The sequence below is a fragment of the Paraburkholderia sp. BL9I2N2 genome (genome assembly GCF_004339745.1).
GTDB lineage: Bacteria > Pseudomonadota > Gammaproteobacteria > Burkholderiales > Burkholderiaceae > Paraburkholderia.
Genome location: NZ_SMGP01000001.1, coordinates 3,436,543 through 3,452,972, shown reverse-complemented (window position 1 = coordinate 3,452,972; position 16,430 = coordinate 3,436,543). Strand labels below are relative to the sequence as shown.

Below are 16,430 nucleotides of genomic sequence, written 5' to 3'. Positions count from 1 at the left end.
CATGCTGATGTCCCATTCCACGTTGCCGGGCTGGACGAGCGTGATTCTGATCGCGCTCGGCTGCGCTTGCGCTTGCGCGGCGATTCTGTGGGCGCTGCTCAGAACCGGCCTCGCCTGGCGTCTGGCCACCGACATTCCGAACGACCGCTCGCTGCACACACGGCCCCACGCCGCGCGTGGGCGGCTGGGGCATCGTTCCGGTGGTGGTCGTGGCGACGCTGATCGTCGCGCCACACCTATGGCTTGCCGCGCTGTGCGCTGCCGTGCTGGCGGCGGTCTCGCAGATCGACGACCGGCGCGGACTGCCCGCGCGGGTCAGGTTCGCGGCGCACCTGGCCGCGGTGGCGATCTTCGTCTGGGCACATCCGGCGCCGGTGCCGGTCTGGCTGCTGGCGGCCCTGTCGTTTTTACTGCTCTGGCTGGTCAATCTTTACAATTTTATGGACGGCGCGGACGGTCTGGCAGGTGGCATGACGCTGTTCGGCTTCGCAGGCTACGCCGTTGGGGCCGCGCTCACCGCGCATCCATCACCAGAGCTCAGCTTGGCTTCGGCCGCCGTGGCAGGCGCTGCCGCGGGTTTTCTGCTCTTTAACTTCCACCCCGCGAAAATCTTCCTCGGCGACGCCGGATCGATTCCGCTCGGCTTTCTGGCGGGCGCTTTCGGCTATTGGGGCTGGAGCGACGGCGTCTGGCCGATCTGGTTTCCTGCACTGGTTTTTTCGCCGTTCATCGGCGACGCTTCGGTCACGCTGCTGCGACGGTTGTTGCGCGGCGAGAAAATCTGGCAGGCGCATCGCGAGCACTACTATCAACGCATGGTCCAGTACGGACTTGGGCATTCGAAGACGGCCATCCTATGGTATGCAGTAATGGCGGCTGGTATAGTACTTGCTGTCGTGTTGCTTGGCTGGTCTTCGGCCCTTCAATGGTGTAGCGTGGGCGCATGGGTGATCGTGCTGGTATTGCTTGGTATCGGAGTCGATTCACGCTGGCGTCGATTCCGGATAGCAGATTCCGAACAACCTGAGGTGTGACGCCGATGTTTCGACACAAAGCCTCATGGCTATCATTTAGCGCTTTCGCCTTCGACCTATGCGCAGTCGCAGGCGCCTGGCTCGCGGCATACCTGATTCGCTTCAATGGCTACGTTCCAGTCGAGTTCTGGTCCGGCGCCGTCCGAACCCTGCTCTGGGCCCTCCCTGTCTACGGTGTGATGTTCCGCATCTTCGGCCTGTACCGGGGCATGTGGGTGTTTGCGAGCCTGCCGGACCTGATGCGCATCGCGAAAGCGGTGCTGGCCGGCGCATTCCTGATGATGATGGTGGCCGTCATGGCGCAGCCGCATCCCATCATTCCGCGCTCCGTCCTCGCTGTTTCTCCACTTCTGCTGTTCCTCGCCATGGGTGGCTCGCGCGCGCTCTATCGCGCTTCCAAGGAGTTCTATCTATACGGCGGCCTCGTCGGACAGGGCAAGCCGGTGGTGGTGCTCGGCGCGGGCAATGCGGGGGCGAGCCTGGCGCGCGAACTGTCGCGTTCGAGCGAATGGCGGCTGGTGGGCCTGCTCGACGACGATCCGGCCAAGCAGGGCCGCGAAATCTACGGCTACAAGGTGTGGGGGCCGATCAGCGACCTGCAGCACTGGGCTTCGGACATGAAGGTCGAGCACGCGATCATCGCGATTCCGTCGGCGTCGGTGGATGCGCAGCGGCGCGTGGCAACGCTGTGCGTGCGCGCCGGCGTGCGGGCCATGGTGCTGCCCGCGTTGACCACGCTCACGCAAGGCGAAGCGTTCCTGTCGCGCGTGCGCCAGATCGATCTCGAAGACCTGCTCGGGCGCGAACCGGTACGTATCGACATGCCGCACGTCGAAGCGCTGTTGAGCGGCCGCGTGGTGATGGTGACGGGCGCGGGCGGCTCGATCGGCTCGGAACTGTGCCGCCAGATTCTGCGCTTCGAACCCGCGCAGTTGATTGCGTTCGATCTGTCCGAATACGCGATGTACCGTCTCACGGAAGAACTGCATGACCGCTTTCCGAAGCTCTCAGTGGTGCCGGTGATTGGCGACGCCAAAGATTCCCTGCTGCTCGATCAGGTGCTGTCGCGCTACACGCCGCACATTCTTTTTCACGCCGCGGCCTACAAGCATGTGCCGCTGATGGAGGAGTTGAACGCATGGCAGGCGGTGCGCAACAACGTGCTGGGTACATACCGTGTCGCACGCGCGGCGATTCGTCACGACGTGAAGCATTTCGTGCTGATCTCCACCGACAAGGCAGTGAACCCGACCAACGTGATGGGTGCGAGCAAGCGCCTCGCGGAAATGGCTTGCCAGGCGTTGCAGCAGACCAGCACGCGCACGCAGTTCGAGACGGTGCGCTTTGGCAATGTGCTCGGCAGCGCGGGCAGCGTCATTCCCAAGTTTCAGCAACAGATCGCAAAGGGTGGGCCGGTCACGGTCACGCACCCGGAGATCACGCGTTTTTTCATGACGATCCCCGAGGCGTCACAACTCGTGCTGCAAGCGTCCAGCATGGGGCACGGCGGCGAGATCTTCATTCTCGACATGGGCGAGCCGGTCAAGATCGTCGATCTGGCGCGCGACCTGATTCGCCTGTACGGCTTCAGCGAGGAGCACATCCGTATCGTCTTCACGGGCCTGCGGCCCGGCGAGAAGCTCTACGAGGAGCTGCTGGCCGACGACGAAGCGACCACGCGCACGCCGCATCCGAAACTCCGCATCGCGCAGGCGCGTGAAGCGCCCGACAATCTGCTCGACGAATTGCTGCCCTGGTTGATGCAGCATCGTGTGCCGAGCGACCAGGAAGTCCGGCGCGATCTGCGGCGCTGGGTGCCGGAATATCAGCCAGCGACCACGCCTGCATTGCACAGCGTGCCGCCGGCAACACGGGCTTTGTGAATGATAAAGAAAAAAATTGTGGTGTTTGCTGGCACCAGGCCGGAAGCAATCAAGGTTATTTCAGTCGTGCGGGCGTTGCGCGCGGCGCACAAACACTTTGACGTTTGCCTGTGTTCGGTCGGGCAACATCGTGAGATGTTGATGCAGGCCTTCGCAGACTTTGGCGTGACGCCGGACGCGAGCCTCGACGTGATGTCGCAGAATCAGACGCTGGCGGGTTTAAGTGCCAGGCTGTTCACCGCGATCGACGAGTTTCTCGCTACGCAGTCCCCGGATATCGTTCTCGTCCAGGGCGACACGATGACGGTTCAGGTCGCAGCCTTGGCGGCGTTCTACCGACGCATTCGCGTTGGGCACATCGAGGCCGGACTGCGCAGCCATGACATGGCCGCACCCTTCCCGGAGGAGCTGAATCGACGTGTGGCCTGGCTTGTAACCGATGTGCACTTCGCCGCCCACGGAATTGTCCAAAAGCAATCTGCTCGCCGAGCAGGTGCCCGCGGAGCGTATTTTCGTCACTGGCAATACGGTCGTCGACGCGCTGTACCTGATGCTCGAACGCCTGAAACGGGAACATGTCGCGCTGCCGGACCGGGTCGAAGCAGCGCTCGCGGAAGGTCGGCGAATCGTGCTGGTGACCGGGCATCGCCGCGAGAGCTTCGGGCCGGGCTTTGAGAACATCTGCACCGCGCTGCGGAAAATCGCCGAGACGCATCCGGATGCGCGCATCATTTATCCGGTGCACATGAATCCCAAGGTTCGGGAAGTGGTGAACCGCGTGTTGAGCAATCAGGCGAGCATTTATCTGGAGGAGCCGCTGACCTACAAGCCGTTTCTCCGGCTCATGGCGGCAAGTCACATCATCCTGACCGACCCGGGTGGTATTCAGGAAGAAGGGCCGGCGCTGGGCAAGCCGGTTCTGGTGATGCGTGACGTGACCGAACGGCCGGAAGGTGTCATGTCGGGCGTCAATAAGCTTGTCGGGACGGATGTCAATGCGATCGTCGGCGAGACCACGCGTCTGCTCAATGACAAGGGCGCCTATCAGGCCATGTCGGCGGGAAAAAATCCTTTCGGCGACGGGACGGCGGGCGAACAGATCGTTGGCATCCTGAAGTGCATGTTTGGGCTGGACCGAAACGCGCCAGCGAAAACGCGGCCCGCGGCCGCCATTCGGCCGCTTAGATACTATGAGGGCAGTAGAAGCGAAGCCTGAGGAGTAAAACGGAATATGCAAACCGTTTTCTTCATGGGAGCACGCAAATGGACACGCCCGGCATGACCCGTAGTGGGCAGGATGTAAAGGTGGTCGGCTCGTTGTATGTCGCTTTCGAGTTGGGCGACAGGAGCTGGAAGCTTTGTCTTGGCGATGGCATTCGCTCGCCGAGCCGGTGTACGGTGGCTGCCGGCGATACCGCGGCAGTCCTGAAGGCGATTGCGAGAGCGAAGGTGCGTTGCCGCCTGCCCGACGACGCTCCGGTTCGCAGCTGCTACGAAGCCGGACGTGATGGTTTCTGGCTGCACCGCTGGGCGAGCGCGCAGCGGATCTCCAACCTGGTAGTGGACCCTGCCAGCATCGAGGTAAGCCGGCGGGCACGCCGCGCGAAGACCGACCGGCTCGACGCCGACCGACTGCTCTCGATGCTGATGCGCTACCACGCAGGCGAGCGGCGGCTATGGGCGATCGCACGTATCCCGAGCCCTGAGCAGGAAGATCAACGGCGTGTGCATCGGGAACTCGGCCGCCTTCGGCAGGAGCGCACGGCGCACAGCAACCGTGTCCGCTCGCTGCTGGTGCTGCACAACCTGCGCACTGAACACATCGGTGGGCGCACCTGGGGACGCTGGTGGGCGGAACACGCTGCGCAGCTCCTGCCGGACCTGCGTGCCGAGATTGACCGTGAGCTCGAGCGGCTCGCTCTTGTCGCCCGGCAGATCAGGACGCTTGAGACAATGCAGGCTCATCAGGTGCGCAACGGCGAGCAACCGGCCATTGCCGGGCTGGCACGGCTGGCGGGCATTGGCACCGGCAGTGCATGGACACTCGTGAAGGAACTGTTCGGATGGCGGCGGTTTGGTAATCGCCGCGAGCTCGCCGGCTGTCTGGGCCTGGCGCCAACGCCATATGCAAGCGGCACCAGTGAAGTCGAACAGGGCATCAGCAAGGCGGGCAACAAGCGGGTGCGATGGCTGATGGTGGAGCTTGCATGGAGCTGGCTGCGCTTCCAGCCGGCCAGCGAGCTGAGCAAATGGTTCAACCAGCGCTTCGGCGCTGCGGGCAAGCGTTCGCGACGCATCGGCATTGTCGCGCTTGCGCGCCGTCTTGCAATCGCAATATGGCGCTATCTCGAACATGGCGAATTTCCGGCAGGGGCAAAGCTCAAACCGGTGACAGCGGCGGAGCTGTAACCTGAGCAGCGACCCTCATTCAACGCAGGTCAGGCAGGTTTGCGCACCCGGACAGTAAGAGGGTTGCCCGGCGGGTAACCGTAGTTTTAGATGGGGTGCCTCGGTAACGGAGTGGTCCCAGCGCTCTGCGCATGCGGTATGTGGTGACCGGCCTGGTGCCGGCACGGATAGAAGTTACACCGGGCAGACCGCCCGGATATCAGACACTCCGGCCTCTAACTTCCTGCTGAACAGTCACAAAGGATTCCAAACAGAAATAGATATCACACCACCTCAAATGGAGGCCGCTGACTTGAGGAAAGCAAATCGCTAAAGGGCTTGACTTCCCATGCCCCATAGAAATCTTACTGTGTCACAAATGGGGGTGTTCGATACCGAAAACCCTGATCGTCAAATACAATAAGGATATCCAGGCATAAGGCGAGGATCAATGAACGCGCAAACCCGGTTTGAGCAGTACATTGAGCATCTGGCTGGAGGCCTGGGTCATGCGGACCGGCACGCGGGCCTGAAGGCCTATTGCACCGGCCTGATGCTGCCATTGACGCGCAAGAGCGTCGAACCGATGGCCGCCAGTGTTGACCCGCTTCACGCCAGCGCGCGGCATCAGGCCTTGCACCACTTCGTTGCGAAGGCCGACTGGTCGGACGATGAACTGCTGCGTCGGGTCTGTCAGTGGGTCGTGCCGCGAATGGACTTTTCCGCCGGCGGCTTTTGGATAGTGGACGACACGGGCTTCCCGAAGAAGGGCCGTCATTCGGTAGGCGTGGCGCGCCAGTACTGCGGCGTGCTCGGGAAACAGGATTATTGCCAGATCGCGGTGAGTGTCTCCCTAGCCTGCGAGCAGGCCAGCATTCCGGTGGCGTGGCAACTCTATGTGCCGCAAGAGTGGGCAGAGGATGACGCGCGGCGCGCGAGAGCCGGCATTCCTGCGCATATCGGGTTTGAGACCAAGGCGGAGATTGCACTGCGGCAGATCGAGACCTTACTGGCTGCCGGGGCACCGCGGCACTGCGTGCTCGCGGATGCAGGTTACGGCATCGATAACGCATTCCGGCAACGTCTGGACGATCTGGGCCTGGCTTACGTGGTCGGTATCACGTCGGCGCTGGTGGTCTGGCCACCGGGCGTCGAACCATTGCCGCCGAAACCATATGGCGGCATGGGGCGCCCGCCTGCGGTGCCCCGCCGTACGCCCTCCCGGCAACCGGTGAACGTGAAAAAACTGGCCCATTCACTGCCTGCTACTGCCTTCACGACGCTCAGTTGGCGCGAGGGTTCGAACGAAACACTCAGCGGGCGTTTCGCAGCGGTTCGTGTGCGCCACGCGGGTGGCAATACCGGCAAGGCGCGGTTACGCCCCGAGCAGTGGCTGCTCATCGAGTGGCCCGCTGACGACGCAGACCCGCTGAAATACTACCTCTCCAATCTGCCGGCCGACACCGGCCTGGCGCAACTCGTGGCGTCCGCACATATGCGCTGGCGCATTGAACGGGACTACCAGGATCTGAAGCAGGAACTGGGGCTGGGGCACTACGAATGTCGAGGGTGGCGCGGATTTCATCACCATGCAGCCCTGGCCATTGCGGCCTACGGGTTTCTGCTCGCTGAACGTCTCGCTACCGGCACCCCAGTGAGCGCCAAAAAAAACTTCGCAGCACGCCAGACACCTGCTGTTCCCGAAGATTACATTGCGAGGGGAAGTTCGCCGCGCGCAACGCCACACGGCTGATTCGCTCGCTACCATTCGCTATCAACTCACCGTGCGGCTTGTCGCCAGTCTCGACGTATGCCCATGCTGCCGAAGTCCGGTGAGACGCGGTGACTTTATGACACAGTAAGATTTCTATGGGGCATGGGAAGTCAAGCCCTTTAGCGATTTGCTTTCCTCAAGTCAGCGGCCTCCATTTGAGGTGGTGTGATATCTATTTCTGTTTGGAATCCTTTGTGACTGTTCAGCAGGAAGTTAGAGGCCGGAGTGTCTGATATCCGGGCGGTCTGCCCGGTGTAACTTCTATCCGTGCCGGCACCAGGCCGGTCACCACATACCGCATGCGCAGAGCGCTGGGACCACTCCGTTACCGAGGCACCCCATCTAAAACTACGGTTACCCGCCGGGCAACCCTCTTACTGTCCGGGTGCGCAAACCTGCCTGACCTGCGTTGAATGAGGGTCGCTGCTCAGGTTACAGCTCCGCCGCTGTCACCGGTTTGAGCTTTGCCCCTGCCGGAAATTCGCCATGTTCGAGATAGCGCCATATTGCGATTGCAAGACGGCGCGCAAGCGCGACAATGCCGATGCGTCGCGAACGCTTGCCCGCAGCGCCGAAACGCTGGTTGAACCATTTGCTCAGCTCGCTGGCCGGCTGGAAGCGCAGCCAGCTCCATGCAAGCTCCACCATCAGCCATCGCACCCGCTTGTTGCCCGCCTTGCTGATGCCCTGTTCGACTTCACTGGTGCCGCTTGCATATGGCGTTGGCGCCAGGCCCAGACAGCCGGCGAGCTCGCGGCGATTACCAAACCGCCGCCATCCGAACAGTTCCTTCACGAGTGTCCATGCACTGCCGGTGCCAATGCCCGCCAGCCGTGCCAGCCCGGCAATGGCCGGTTGCTCGCCGTTGCGCACCTGATGAGCCTGCATTGTCTCAAGCGTCCTGATCTGCCGGGCGACAAGAGCGAGCCGCTCGAGCTCACGGTCAATCTCGGCACGCAGGTCCGGCAGGAGCTGCGCAGCGTGTTCCGCCCACCAGCGTCCCCAGGTGCGCCCACCGATGTGTTCAGTGCGCAGGTTGTGCAGCACCAGCAGCGAGCGGACACGGTTGCTGTGCGCCGTGCGCTCCTGCCGAAGGCGGCCGAGTTCCCGATGCACACGCCGTTGATCTTCCTGCTCAGGGCTCGGGATACGTGCGATCGCCCATAGCCGCCGCTCGCCTGCGTGGTAGCGCATCAGCATCGAGAGCAGTCGGTCGGCGTCGAGCCGGTCGGTCTTCGCGCGGCGTGCCCGCCGGCTTACCTCGATGCTGGCAGGGTCCACTACCAGGTTGGAGATCCGCTGCGCGCTCGCCCAGCGGTGCAGCCAGAAACCATCACGTCCGGCTTCGTAGCAGCTGCGAACCGGAGCGTCGTCGGGCAGGCGGCAACGCACCTTCGCTCTCGCAATCGCCTTCAGGACTGCCGCGGTATCGCCGGCAGCCACCGTACACCGGCTCGGCGAGCGAATGCCATCGCCAAGACAAAGCTTCCAGCTCCTGTCGCCCAACTCGAAAGCGACATACAACGAGCCGACCACCTTTACATCCTGCCCACTACGGGTCATGCCGGGCGTGTCCATTTGCGTGCTCCCATGAAGAAAACGGTTTGCATATTCCGTTTTACTCCTCAGGCTTCGCTTCTACTGCCCTCATAGTATCTAAGCGGCCGAATGGCATTCCGTTTTTGGCGCAAATCGGTTGTAGACGGGATGTGGCGACGTTAACTTTCATCGCCTCCGCGCCTGCTCGTTGAATCACAGCCGCCGCTTGAATGGGCTCGGCTGGGCGAGCATCTGCCGTACGAATGGATCGAGTATGCAGTGAAGGCGAGTGGCAGTGCCAGTGTGCATCGGCGTCGGCTATCCGCCCCGCGGGTTGACGGCTGGTGATTGCGCTGGCGTTAAACCGGCACCAGTCGATCAATTGGACCTTGCGCTACCCGCAGCCGATGTGTCATCTGTCAATAACAGCACCGTCGCCCCGGCGCGGCAGCACATCTCCCCGTCCCCCGTGGCGTGGTCGTTTCACGAATCGGCCGCAAACTGGGTTGCGCAAGATAAGGCGAACCACCACTTCAAGGGGTACTTGCTTGTTTACGCCGACCGAAAATTCAGCCACAGGTGTGAATACCGTCGACCCACCAGTACACGTAGCGCGACTTCGACAGATCACGTCGGCTTCAGCTCGCATGGTCCTCAGCCCATTGCGCTTTCAGGCGGCTCACCACATTCGCCGACAGGCCTTTCGCGTCATCACCAAGCAGCACGCTCAACGCCTCGCTCGTGTCGCCCGTTGAGATGCCTTTCAGATAAAGCCACGGCAACGCGGCGCTCACGCGCGGCGACTTGCGCACATACGGTGGCACAATCGATGTATTGAACTTCACGCCTGATCCTGAACGATCGCGAACCTTGGGCACCTTCACCGCAATCGGGCCGGGCGCCGTCAACACCTCGCGCTCCGGCAAATAGCCATTGCGCACCACCGCGCGTTGTCCGTGCAACGTCTTGACGTTTTCGAACCGCTCCAGCAACGCTGCCAGCTCTGCTTCGATCGCCTGTTGAATTACCTGCCGGGCTCCGTGACGGACCAATTCGTCCAGGCCCAGACCGGTTTCCGATAGACCGACAACCGGTTTTTCCGTAGACTTGTTCATGGTGGATGGTTTGTTGTTTGCTGGTTTCCGACTTCGACAATCAGATTCTCAGCTAAAACCTCCACCGCCTTCAATCTCCCGCCTCAACTCCCCCGTACACCAGATCCGAGCACGTCAGCGGTTCGCGTAGCACGTGTACACGTATAACGCGTTAAAAATCCTGAACGGCAGGACTGGAGATAACCCATTGATCGGAAACGGGAAACGGTGGCAGCCGGCGATCACCAGTTATAGACCAAGGGAATAATGGGTGATTCACGTGTACAACCGGTAACACAGGGCCTTCGTTGGTTTCCTCGGAATGATGCGCGAAATTGATGGCCTTTTCGCATCTAGACCCGTAACGCGTTACACGGCAGCGTTTGGAGAGGCGTAAAGCGCCAACGACGTGTTGCTGAAAAGGCAGTTAAATCTCTGTGCCTTTCGCCGCAAAAGCCTGGTTAGAAATTGTTTCAACGGTAGCCATTCATCAAGGGTTGCCATGCGCATTTTCAGGAACAAGCGGCAGGCCGCGCTTTCGACGGCCCCCGGCATGTATGCCGAGGAAGATCCATCGAAAGTCATTTTCGAGACGAGCACGCGGCTTAAGGTCGAGAGCAATCGCTGGATGCTCATCGCGTTCGCCTCGGCTCCCGTTGCTGCAGGGGCCGTCTGGATTCGACAGCCGCCGCCGTCGGTTACGCGCGTAGTCGGTGTGTCGGCGGACGTGAGCGGTCATCCCGTAGTCACCGAGCTCATCGCCTACAAGCCAGATTCGCAAGCCGTGCGCACGAGCATGCGCGACATGGCGGTGCGCTGGTTCACGATCGAGCCGGTGCTGATCGACAGCCTGACGACGTCGCGCATGTCGTCAAACATCAACTCGGTGAAGGCCCAGATGATTGGGGCTGCAACCGACCAGTTCAAAAGCTGGCTGCGCGATGACGCCCCTTTCCAGCAGATCACCGCAAATCCCAAGCTGATCCGCGAAGTGAATGTGCGCAACATCGCGCTGCTTGAAGATCAGACAGTTCTCGTTGAGTTCACAACGACGACCTCGCGGGCGGCCGCGACCGGCAAGCCCGACGTGGAGTCGTATGCGCTGACGCTTCGCTACCAGATCGTGGCGCCAACCGCCGACGCGCCGCAAATCCTTTCGGCATTTACATTCCGTTCTTCCGCCTTGAGCGGACCGGTGGAGCTTGACCAGGATGACCTCCCGATATCACCGTCCGACGCTCGGCGTTCTCGTTCTGCTTGCGGCGACGGCATTGCAAATGACGGCGGCGAATGCCAAAAAACCTGCTGACGCTAACTCGTTCAACGCAGCGATGATTGCGGGAGAACCGCCTCGCACTGATTGGTCCGCGACCCAGTCTGGAGACGACGCGTCCGATGAGTGCAACGTTGCCGCTTGCGCAGATGGTCAAGTCGCTGGTCCCGCAAGGTTGGAGCGGCTCGGCGCAAAAAGACGTCGACCTGACGAACGCGCAGAGCTTTGCAACCCGAGACGGCGAGAACTGGATGCAGTCGCTCGACCGCCTGTTGGGGCAGTGAATCTCTACGCTGACGTCGATTTCACCGCGCACCACGTGACGTTGTGTCGCGCGGCCGCCAAATCGACCGGGGTGAACTATGTGGCAAGCGCCGCGCCTGCGCAGTCTGCGATGGAAACAGCGGCAGCAAGCGTGTTGCCCGCGTCGGGAGTAGTCGTCAGCACGGGCGACAAAGTGCAGCCGCAGGACGGTGGTCTCGCCGCCAGGTTCGGTGCGCTAGCGATCCGGGACGGCGACGACACGCACATTCAGATCCGCTTCTCACAAAGGCCTGCAAAAGAGCTCGTCTTTCGGGGCATGGAGGGGCACTCCCTCAAGCCAAAATGGGACGACTCAAGCAATGTCGTGACGATTAACCGGGCGGACCGGTTTGTTGTGTCCAATGGCTCCGACAGCGTTGAAGTGGCGCGCGTTGCCGGCCTCATCTACGGATTTGACGCGAAGAACACCGCAGGCCTTGAAGCCGTGTTCGACAAGGAAGGATCGACGTACTTCAAATTTGCCGACACGGTCGGCAACATGAAGGTCGCCCTCGGGCCGCTGCCTGCGAGGCGACGGTACGTTTTTTCTTCATTGGCATATCCATGACTTTTACCTCTCGTGATATGCCCCGCCAGCAAAATCACGGATAGGTTCCTTTCTGATAATGCAGGATGTTCGCCGACGTTTTCACGCTCAGCCTTGTAGTCGCAGGCATTGCATCTCCATGAATTTCTGCTTTCCAACAATGCACCGGTTGCAATCCGCCGCCGTTCTTCCCCAATCCTGCCTCCTTCGCATACGTCATACCGACAATCCGGTTTGGCTTAGGTTTGAGCTCCCGCGCATTGCGGAATAAACGCTCAAATGCTGCCTCGGTGCAAGTTGACCCGGCCAACGTGCAGGCATCCCGATGCCCCTCTCGTCGTGCCATTACCTTGACTTCTACCCGTAACTGGCAAGCTCATGGCATCGATACTGCAGCCAACAAAAGGAGAATATATGGGAAAAGCTAAGGCGTTGTTTTCTCCTGCGCGCGAGAACGCATTCGATATTGCTGTATCCCCCGAGAGACCAACAACGGGTTCTAGGCGGCTGGACGATGATCGCGCCGGATGGATGGCGCAGCGACGTCGGCTATGTTCTCCGTTAGCGAAACGTGTTTCTTCGGTGCTAAGGGCGATGACCGACAGTGCGTTCGTTATACGCCGTGGAGTCCTGTTGGAGCACGCGCCAGGCACGCGCAATCCCGTAACGTGGGTGGATTGCCTTGCTGTCTCCGCGTTCGGAGCGTTTGCCATCAATCGATACGACTGGATGGGCACGGTAAGATGCTCAGCGAATGCGGATGAGCTTCTTTTGCATGAAAAGCTCGGCATTGTTTCCGTCCAGACATCTCCATTGCGCAGGGCAAAGCCCGCGCTGCGACACTTGCGCGTGACACTCGGCGCCTACAATTGCCCTGTTGAATGCGTTGCCGTATTTTCTGCCTTGCATTGCGTGCTCGACCCCGCGTTACCGGAAACTATCCTTCAAGAGGTTGAGTTGCATCATTTTATGCGAACGCGGTTAAAGCGTTTTCGCGAACAGCACTCCCAATATCTTGACACCGACAGAATATCCGCGCATTTGCAATCGTGTTGCGCGGATTGGGGAAAGATCTGAGGCTGCCAAACGTTGCTCAGGGCAATGGGAGCGAATGTGCTGGACGTGTCCGCCAACGCTGAACGGACGTTGCGGGCACCAACATAAAACCAGCAAATCTTCCGGTCCGGTAGATTTCGCCCGAGTAAAACGCCCGATGATGGTATCGGTCGTAGTACCGAGCGTGCCGGACGCGACAACTGCTATTCCATTGGCTGAGGAAAGACCCCCTATTTTTCTTAGCTTTCTGCGTGGAGCGTCATGTGCAGGGCGCTAAAGTTCCCTTACACACCGCGTTTTCAACGCATCGACTGGAACGGATCGTGCGATTCTTGGAAGACCTTTTCTCTCTTGCCACTAATGTCGGATGTAGACCTCGACTCGGCAACTTTTGGCGTCGGAAAGTGGCTACTTCTTATCAAGTGGCACTTTATTCTGTTTTTTTTAAGCGTCTTAGGCGGTTGGCTTTACGAAAAATCCTACAACCATTTAATAGCGGGGTAGCCATGAAGTTAATAGATGTTGAAGTGTCTTATGACGGTGGGACCATACTTACTGATCGTGTTCTACTAAACACCGAGTCAGCGCAGGTTACGTTGCCACCACGCTTGTCATTGCTTTTGGAGGTCCTGGACCAATGCGATCGACAAAAATTATTCATTGCTGAGTGCGGCGGCGATCGATTTGCGGTGAAGCACGATTCCGGGCGCGGGTATTTCATCGATTTCAACGCCGTTGTTCGTACGAGGGGCTTTAACGTCACGCGGTTTTTCCGTCAGTCCGCTGGCCAACGAAAACTTAACGGGCGATTTGCATATATGCTTAGCGCCTTGGCTTTAATTGGAGCATGTTTCGAAATTGCGACCGCTCCCACGCTGAGCGTGAAATCTCTTGGCGAACCCATCGCCCTTTGTTTTTTGTCAATAGTACTTCTGGTTGTTGGGCATCGCTGCTTTGCTGTTGAAAGCTTGTGAACGTGCGCGCCGCAGTCGGTCGATACCGCAGCGGCGCTGACACGCAGGGGGAAGGCAGCAATGCCAGACTGATCGATGGTCACAGTACCGCGCCTTCCTGGGCGGCATCGTGACCATCCTCCCGCATATTTAGTCCGCGCTGCGGTGTGCCAGAGTCTGGTGTGCACTATTTCAGGAGGTCGCCAATTGCATTGCGGCGAACTGACGTGGTCTCGCATGGCAGAACTGCAATTGGGCATTGAAAATGACAGCGCGAAGAGAGAGGCATCGTCTCGGACGGTCAATAACTGGGCTAACACTCATTGTCTGCCCGTACAAACCGCTGCCACCTTTTAGTCGACGTGACAGCAACCGGTTGCGTGACAGTCTTGGATAACGAAATAACTGCGGTTTCAGAACACCCGACGAGCTGTTGACGTCTTCACGACGGCGAAGAAGTCCGCTTTTCCTTAGGCATGTCGATGGGGCATCCATCAAGTGAACCTCGCGTTCATTCATCACGCGATGTTAATCAATTGTGCGGGCGCTTCTCGGTACGACGCCACTTTCGATGATGGTACAGCAAACTACTGCCAGCCTATCAGGGACAAATTCTATAGTCATGTCAGTAGTGTCCGGTTTATTTGAGGTCGACAGGCGGGAGAGCGACTGTTGACAGGGCTTTCGAGGGCTTCATGGGTGTCCACGATTTGAATTTTGAAATCAGCATTTGCGATCCTTTCGGGTTTGGGCGACCTGGGGTAACGCATGAACGTGGGCAAGACGCTGTTTGCGCAAGTCATGGAGTTTGTGCCGTGGAAGACGTTTGGCCGCATCATCGAGCGACACCGCGGCGACGCGGGGGTCCGCACGCTTGGCTGTGCCGATTTGTTCCGCATCATGGCCTTCGCGCAGTTGACCTGGCGCGAGTCCCTGCGCGACATCGAGGCCTGCCTGTCTGCCAATCGGGGCAAGCTGTTTCATATGGGATTGAAGAACGTCCCGGCACGCTCGACGTTGTCGGATGCGTTGAATCTGCGCGACTGGCGCATCTATCACGCGCTGGCAATGCGCCTCATCACCCGCGCCCGAGCGCTTTACGCGACCCAGCCGCTGGACATCGATCTCGATGCGACCGTCTATGCGCTCGATGCCACGACCATAGATTTGTGCCTGTCCCTGTTCGAGTGGGCGCCGTTTCGCACGACCAAGGCGGCGGTCAAGATGCATACGCTGCTGGATTTGCGCGGCGCGATCCCCGCCTTCATCCACATCAGCGACGGCAAGATGCACGAGGTGGGCGTGCTCGATTTTCTGCCCATCGAAGCCGGCGCGTTTTACGTCATGGATCGCGGCTATCTGGACTTCGCGCGGCTGTTCAAGCTGCATCAGGCGGGCGCTTTCTTCGTCACACGAGCCAAACGCAACATGAACGCGCGTCGCGTCTATTCGGCTGCCACCGACCGCAGCACGGGCTTGATCTGCGACCAGAGCATCGCCTTGAACGGCTTTTACGCCGCGCAGGACTATCCCGAGCGTTTGCGGCGCATCCGCTTCAAGGACCCGGAATCGGGCAAGAACCTGATTTTTCTGACCAACAACACGACGCTGCCGCCGCTGACCATTGCAGCGCTGTACAAGAACCGCTGGCAGGTCGAGCTGTTCTTCAAGTGGATCAAGCAGCACCTGCGCATCAAGCGATTCCTCGGCACAAGCGAGAACGCGGTGAAGACGCAAATCTGGTGCGCCGTCTGCACTTACGTGTTGATCGCCATCGTCAAAAAGGAGCTTCAACTCGATGCCTCGCTCTATACGTTGCTACAGATTCTTTCGGTCTCCGTATTCGAGAAAACCGAGATTTCAAGCGCCTTGCGGCCCGATCCATCACTCCCGGAAATGCCTCAATCCGGTAACCAACTGAATTTGTTCGAAATTTAACCGGACACTACTGTAGTCATGTATCACTTCACAACATCAAAGATGATTGCTGCTTCCAAGTTTAGGCGCCGCGTGCTGCAGCCTGTTTGGCGGCAAAGCGCCTAAATAGCGTGTCACGCGGCTATCCGATTGGTCGTTCCGGCCCCGCGGACGGCGAAGCAGCACTCTACGGCCACGCTTCAATCGATATGTCTCATTTGAAAAATTGAGGATTCTAATGTCGCACTTTCTGTTCATTCATCAAGTGAAAAATTGCGGTGGTACAAGCGGATTCAACGACAAAAAAAGTGCTATCACGATCACCGTTTGGCTTGCGATTTGACATCTCAATGCGCAGCCTTCGATCAGGCCGATTCGAGTAGGAGACCTGATTGAGGCTTAGATTGTGCACTTTGTCGAAACTAGTTCTGAGAGGAGTCTGGGTGTAGAGGTGCTACTGTTGGAGTCCACCTGCATCAGGTTGGTTTTACTCGAGTCGGGCTTCTGGCATAACGGGCTGACGTAGCTAACGTCCGCGTGAAACGCGAACACTTTGTCAATGAAAAAAAACCGGCAAATACCAGTTTGATAAAGAAATCCATGCCTGATTCAAGTAAGTGACACGACCGCGAGCTGAGGTCGCTTTGAGCCTGTAGGCAACAAAACTGT

The 16,430-nt window shown here is 59.5% G+C and carries 10 protein-coding genes and 4 pseudogenes; 12 read left to right on the top strand and 2 right to left on the bottom strand.

The annotated features are described in order from the left end of the window. The first annotated feature begins 1 nt into the window (after nt 1). The 6 genes and pseudogenes from B0G74_RS15925 to B0G74_RS15905 all read left to right on the top strand — a co-directional run bounded on the left by B0G74_RS15925 (nt 2) and on the right by B0G74_RS15905 (nt 7,151). A pseudogene (locus B0G74_RS15925) lies at nt 2–1,034 on the top strand (glycosyltransferase family 4 protein). A gap of 5 nt (nt 1,035–1,039) precedes the next feature. Next, the gene (locus B0G74_RS15920; RefSeq protein WP_132375842.1) at nt 1,040–2,917 is read left to right on the top strand and encodes a nucleoside-diphosphate sugar epimerase/dehydratase; all 1,878 of its coding nucleotides are present in this window, start codon (nt 1,040–1,042) and stop codon (nt 2,915–2,917) included. Continuing rightward, nucleotides 2,918–3,316, top strand: a pseudogene (locus B0G74_RS47655) (UDP-N-acetylglucosamine 2-epimerase); the annotation flags it as partial. A 94-nt stretch (nt 3,317–3,410) separates the two neighbouring features. After that, complete coding sequence (gene wecB / locus B0G74_RS47450; RefSeq protein ID WP_279388581.1) at nt 3,411–4,133, top strand: UDP-N-acetylglucosamine 2-epimerase (non-hydrolyzing); 723 nt, start codon at nt 3,411–3,413, stop codon at nt 4,131–4,133. Nucleotides 4,134–4,180: 47 nt separating this feature from the next. Continuing rightward, nucleotides 4,181–5,326, top strand: a complete 1,146-nt coding sequence (locus B0G74_RS15910; protein ID WP_132374014.1) for an IS110 family transposase — start codon at nt 4,181–4,183, stop codon at nt 5,324–5,326. 430 nt (nt 5,327–5,756) lie between these two features. After that, nucleotides 5,757–7,151 (top strand): annotated as a pseudogene (locus tag B0G74_RS15905) (IS701 family transposase). Nucleotides 7,152–7,511: 360 nt separating this feature from the next. Here the strand turns inward: B0G74_RS15905 and B0G74_RS15900 are convergent. Both B0G74_RS15900 and B0G74_RS15890 read right to left on the bottom strand, forming a co-directional pair. Continuing rightward, nucleotides 7,512–8,657 carry an IS110 family transposase gene (locus B0G74_RS15900; protein WP_132374014.1) on the bottom strand — a complete coding sequence of 382 codons (1,146 nt, stop codon included), beginning with the start codon at nt 8,655–8,657 and terminating at the stop codon, nt 7,512–7,514. Nucleotides 8,658–9,196: 539 nt separating this feature from the next. Beyond that, nucleotides 9,197–9,733, bottom strand: a pseudogene (locus B0G74_RS15890) (transposase); the annotation flags it as partial. Nucleotides 9,734–10,214: 481 nt separating this feature from the next. Here B0G74_RS15890 and B0G74_RS15885 point away from each other — a divergent pair. The 6 genes from B0G74_RS15885 (at nt 10,215) to B0G74_RS15865 (ending at nt 15,782) form a co-directional block, all read left to right on the top strand. After that, a complete protein-coding gene (locus tag B0G74_RS15885) occupies nt 10,215–11,021 on the top strand; it encodes a type IV secretion system protein (RefSeq protein WP_347814516.1) in 807 nt (268 codons plus the stop codon). An 86-nt stretch (nt 11,022–11,107) separates the two neighbouring features. After that, nucleotides 11,108–11,269: a hypothetical protein gene (locus B0G74_RS46200; RefSeq protein ID WP_207915651.1), complete on the top strand. Its 162-nt coding sequence runs from the start codon at nt 11,108–11,110 to the stop codon at nt 11,267–11,269. Continuing rightward, a complete protein-coding gene (locus B0G74_RS15880) occupies nt 11,266–11,856 on the top strand; it encodes a hypothetical protein (RefSeq protein ID WP_207915650.1) in 591 nt (196 codons plus the stop codon). Before B0G74_RS46200 ends, B0G74_RS15880 begins: the two co-directional genes overlap by 4 nt. Nucleotides 11,857–12,213: 357 nt before the next feature. Further along, complete coding sequence (locus B0G74_RS15875) at nt 12,214–12,912, top strand: NERD domain-containing protein (protein ID WP_243658197.1); 699 nt, start codon at nt 12,214–12,216, stop codon at nt 12,910–12,912. Nucleotides 12,913–13,295: 383 nt separating this feature from the next. Beyond that, a complete protein-coding gene (locus B0G74_RS15870; RefSeq protein WP_132375840.1) occupies nt 13,296–13,865 on the top strand; it encodes a hypothetical protein in 570 nt (189 codons plus the stop codon). A gap of 747 nt (nt 13,866–14,612) precedes the next feature. After that, complete coding sequence (locus B0G74_RS15865) at nt 14,613–15,782, top strand: IS4 family transposase (protein ID WP_132374362.1); 1,170 nt, start codon at nt 14,613–14,615, stop codon at nt 15,780–15,782. The last annotated feature ends 648 nt before the right edge of the window (nt 15,783–16,430 follow it).

What these genes read in the sequence shown, in the direction of transcription:
- B0G74_RS15875 (WP_243658197.1), top strand. Translation starts at nt 12,214, where the DNA reads ATGGCATCGATACTGCAGCCAACAAAAGGAGAATATATGGGAAAAGCT.
- B0G74_RS15910 (WP_132374014.1), top strand. Translation starts at nt 4,181, where the DNA reads ATGGACACGCCCGGCATGACCCGTAGTGGGCAGGATGTAAAGGTGGTC.
- B0G74_RS46200 (WP_207915651.1), top strand. Translation starts at nt 11,108, where the DNA reads ATGAGTGCAACGTTGCCGCTTGCGCAGATGGTCAAGTCGCTGGTCCCG.
- B0G74_RS15885 (WP_347814516.1), top strand. Translation starts at nt 10,215, where the DNA reads ATGCGCATTTTCAGGAACAAGCGGCAGGCCGCGCTTTCGACGGCCCCC.
- B0G74_RS15865 (WP_132374362.1), top strand. Translation starts at nt 14,613, where the DNA reads ATGAACGTGGGCAAGACGCTGTTTGCGCAAGTCATGGAGTTTGTGCCG.
- B0G74_RS15900 (WP_132374014.1), bottom strand. Translation starts at nt 8,657, where the DNA reads ATGGACACGCCCGGCATGACCCGTAGTGGGCAGGATGTAAAGGTGGTC.
- B0G74_RS15920 (WP_132375842.1), top strand. Translation starts at nt 1,040, where the DNA reads ATGTTTCGACACAAAGCCTCATGGCTATCATTTAGCGCTTTCGCCTTC.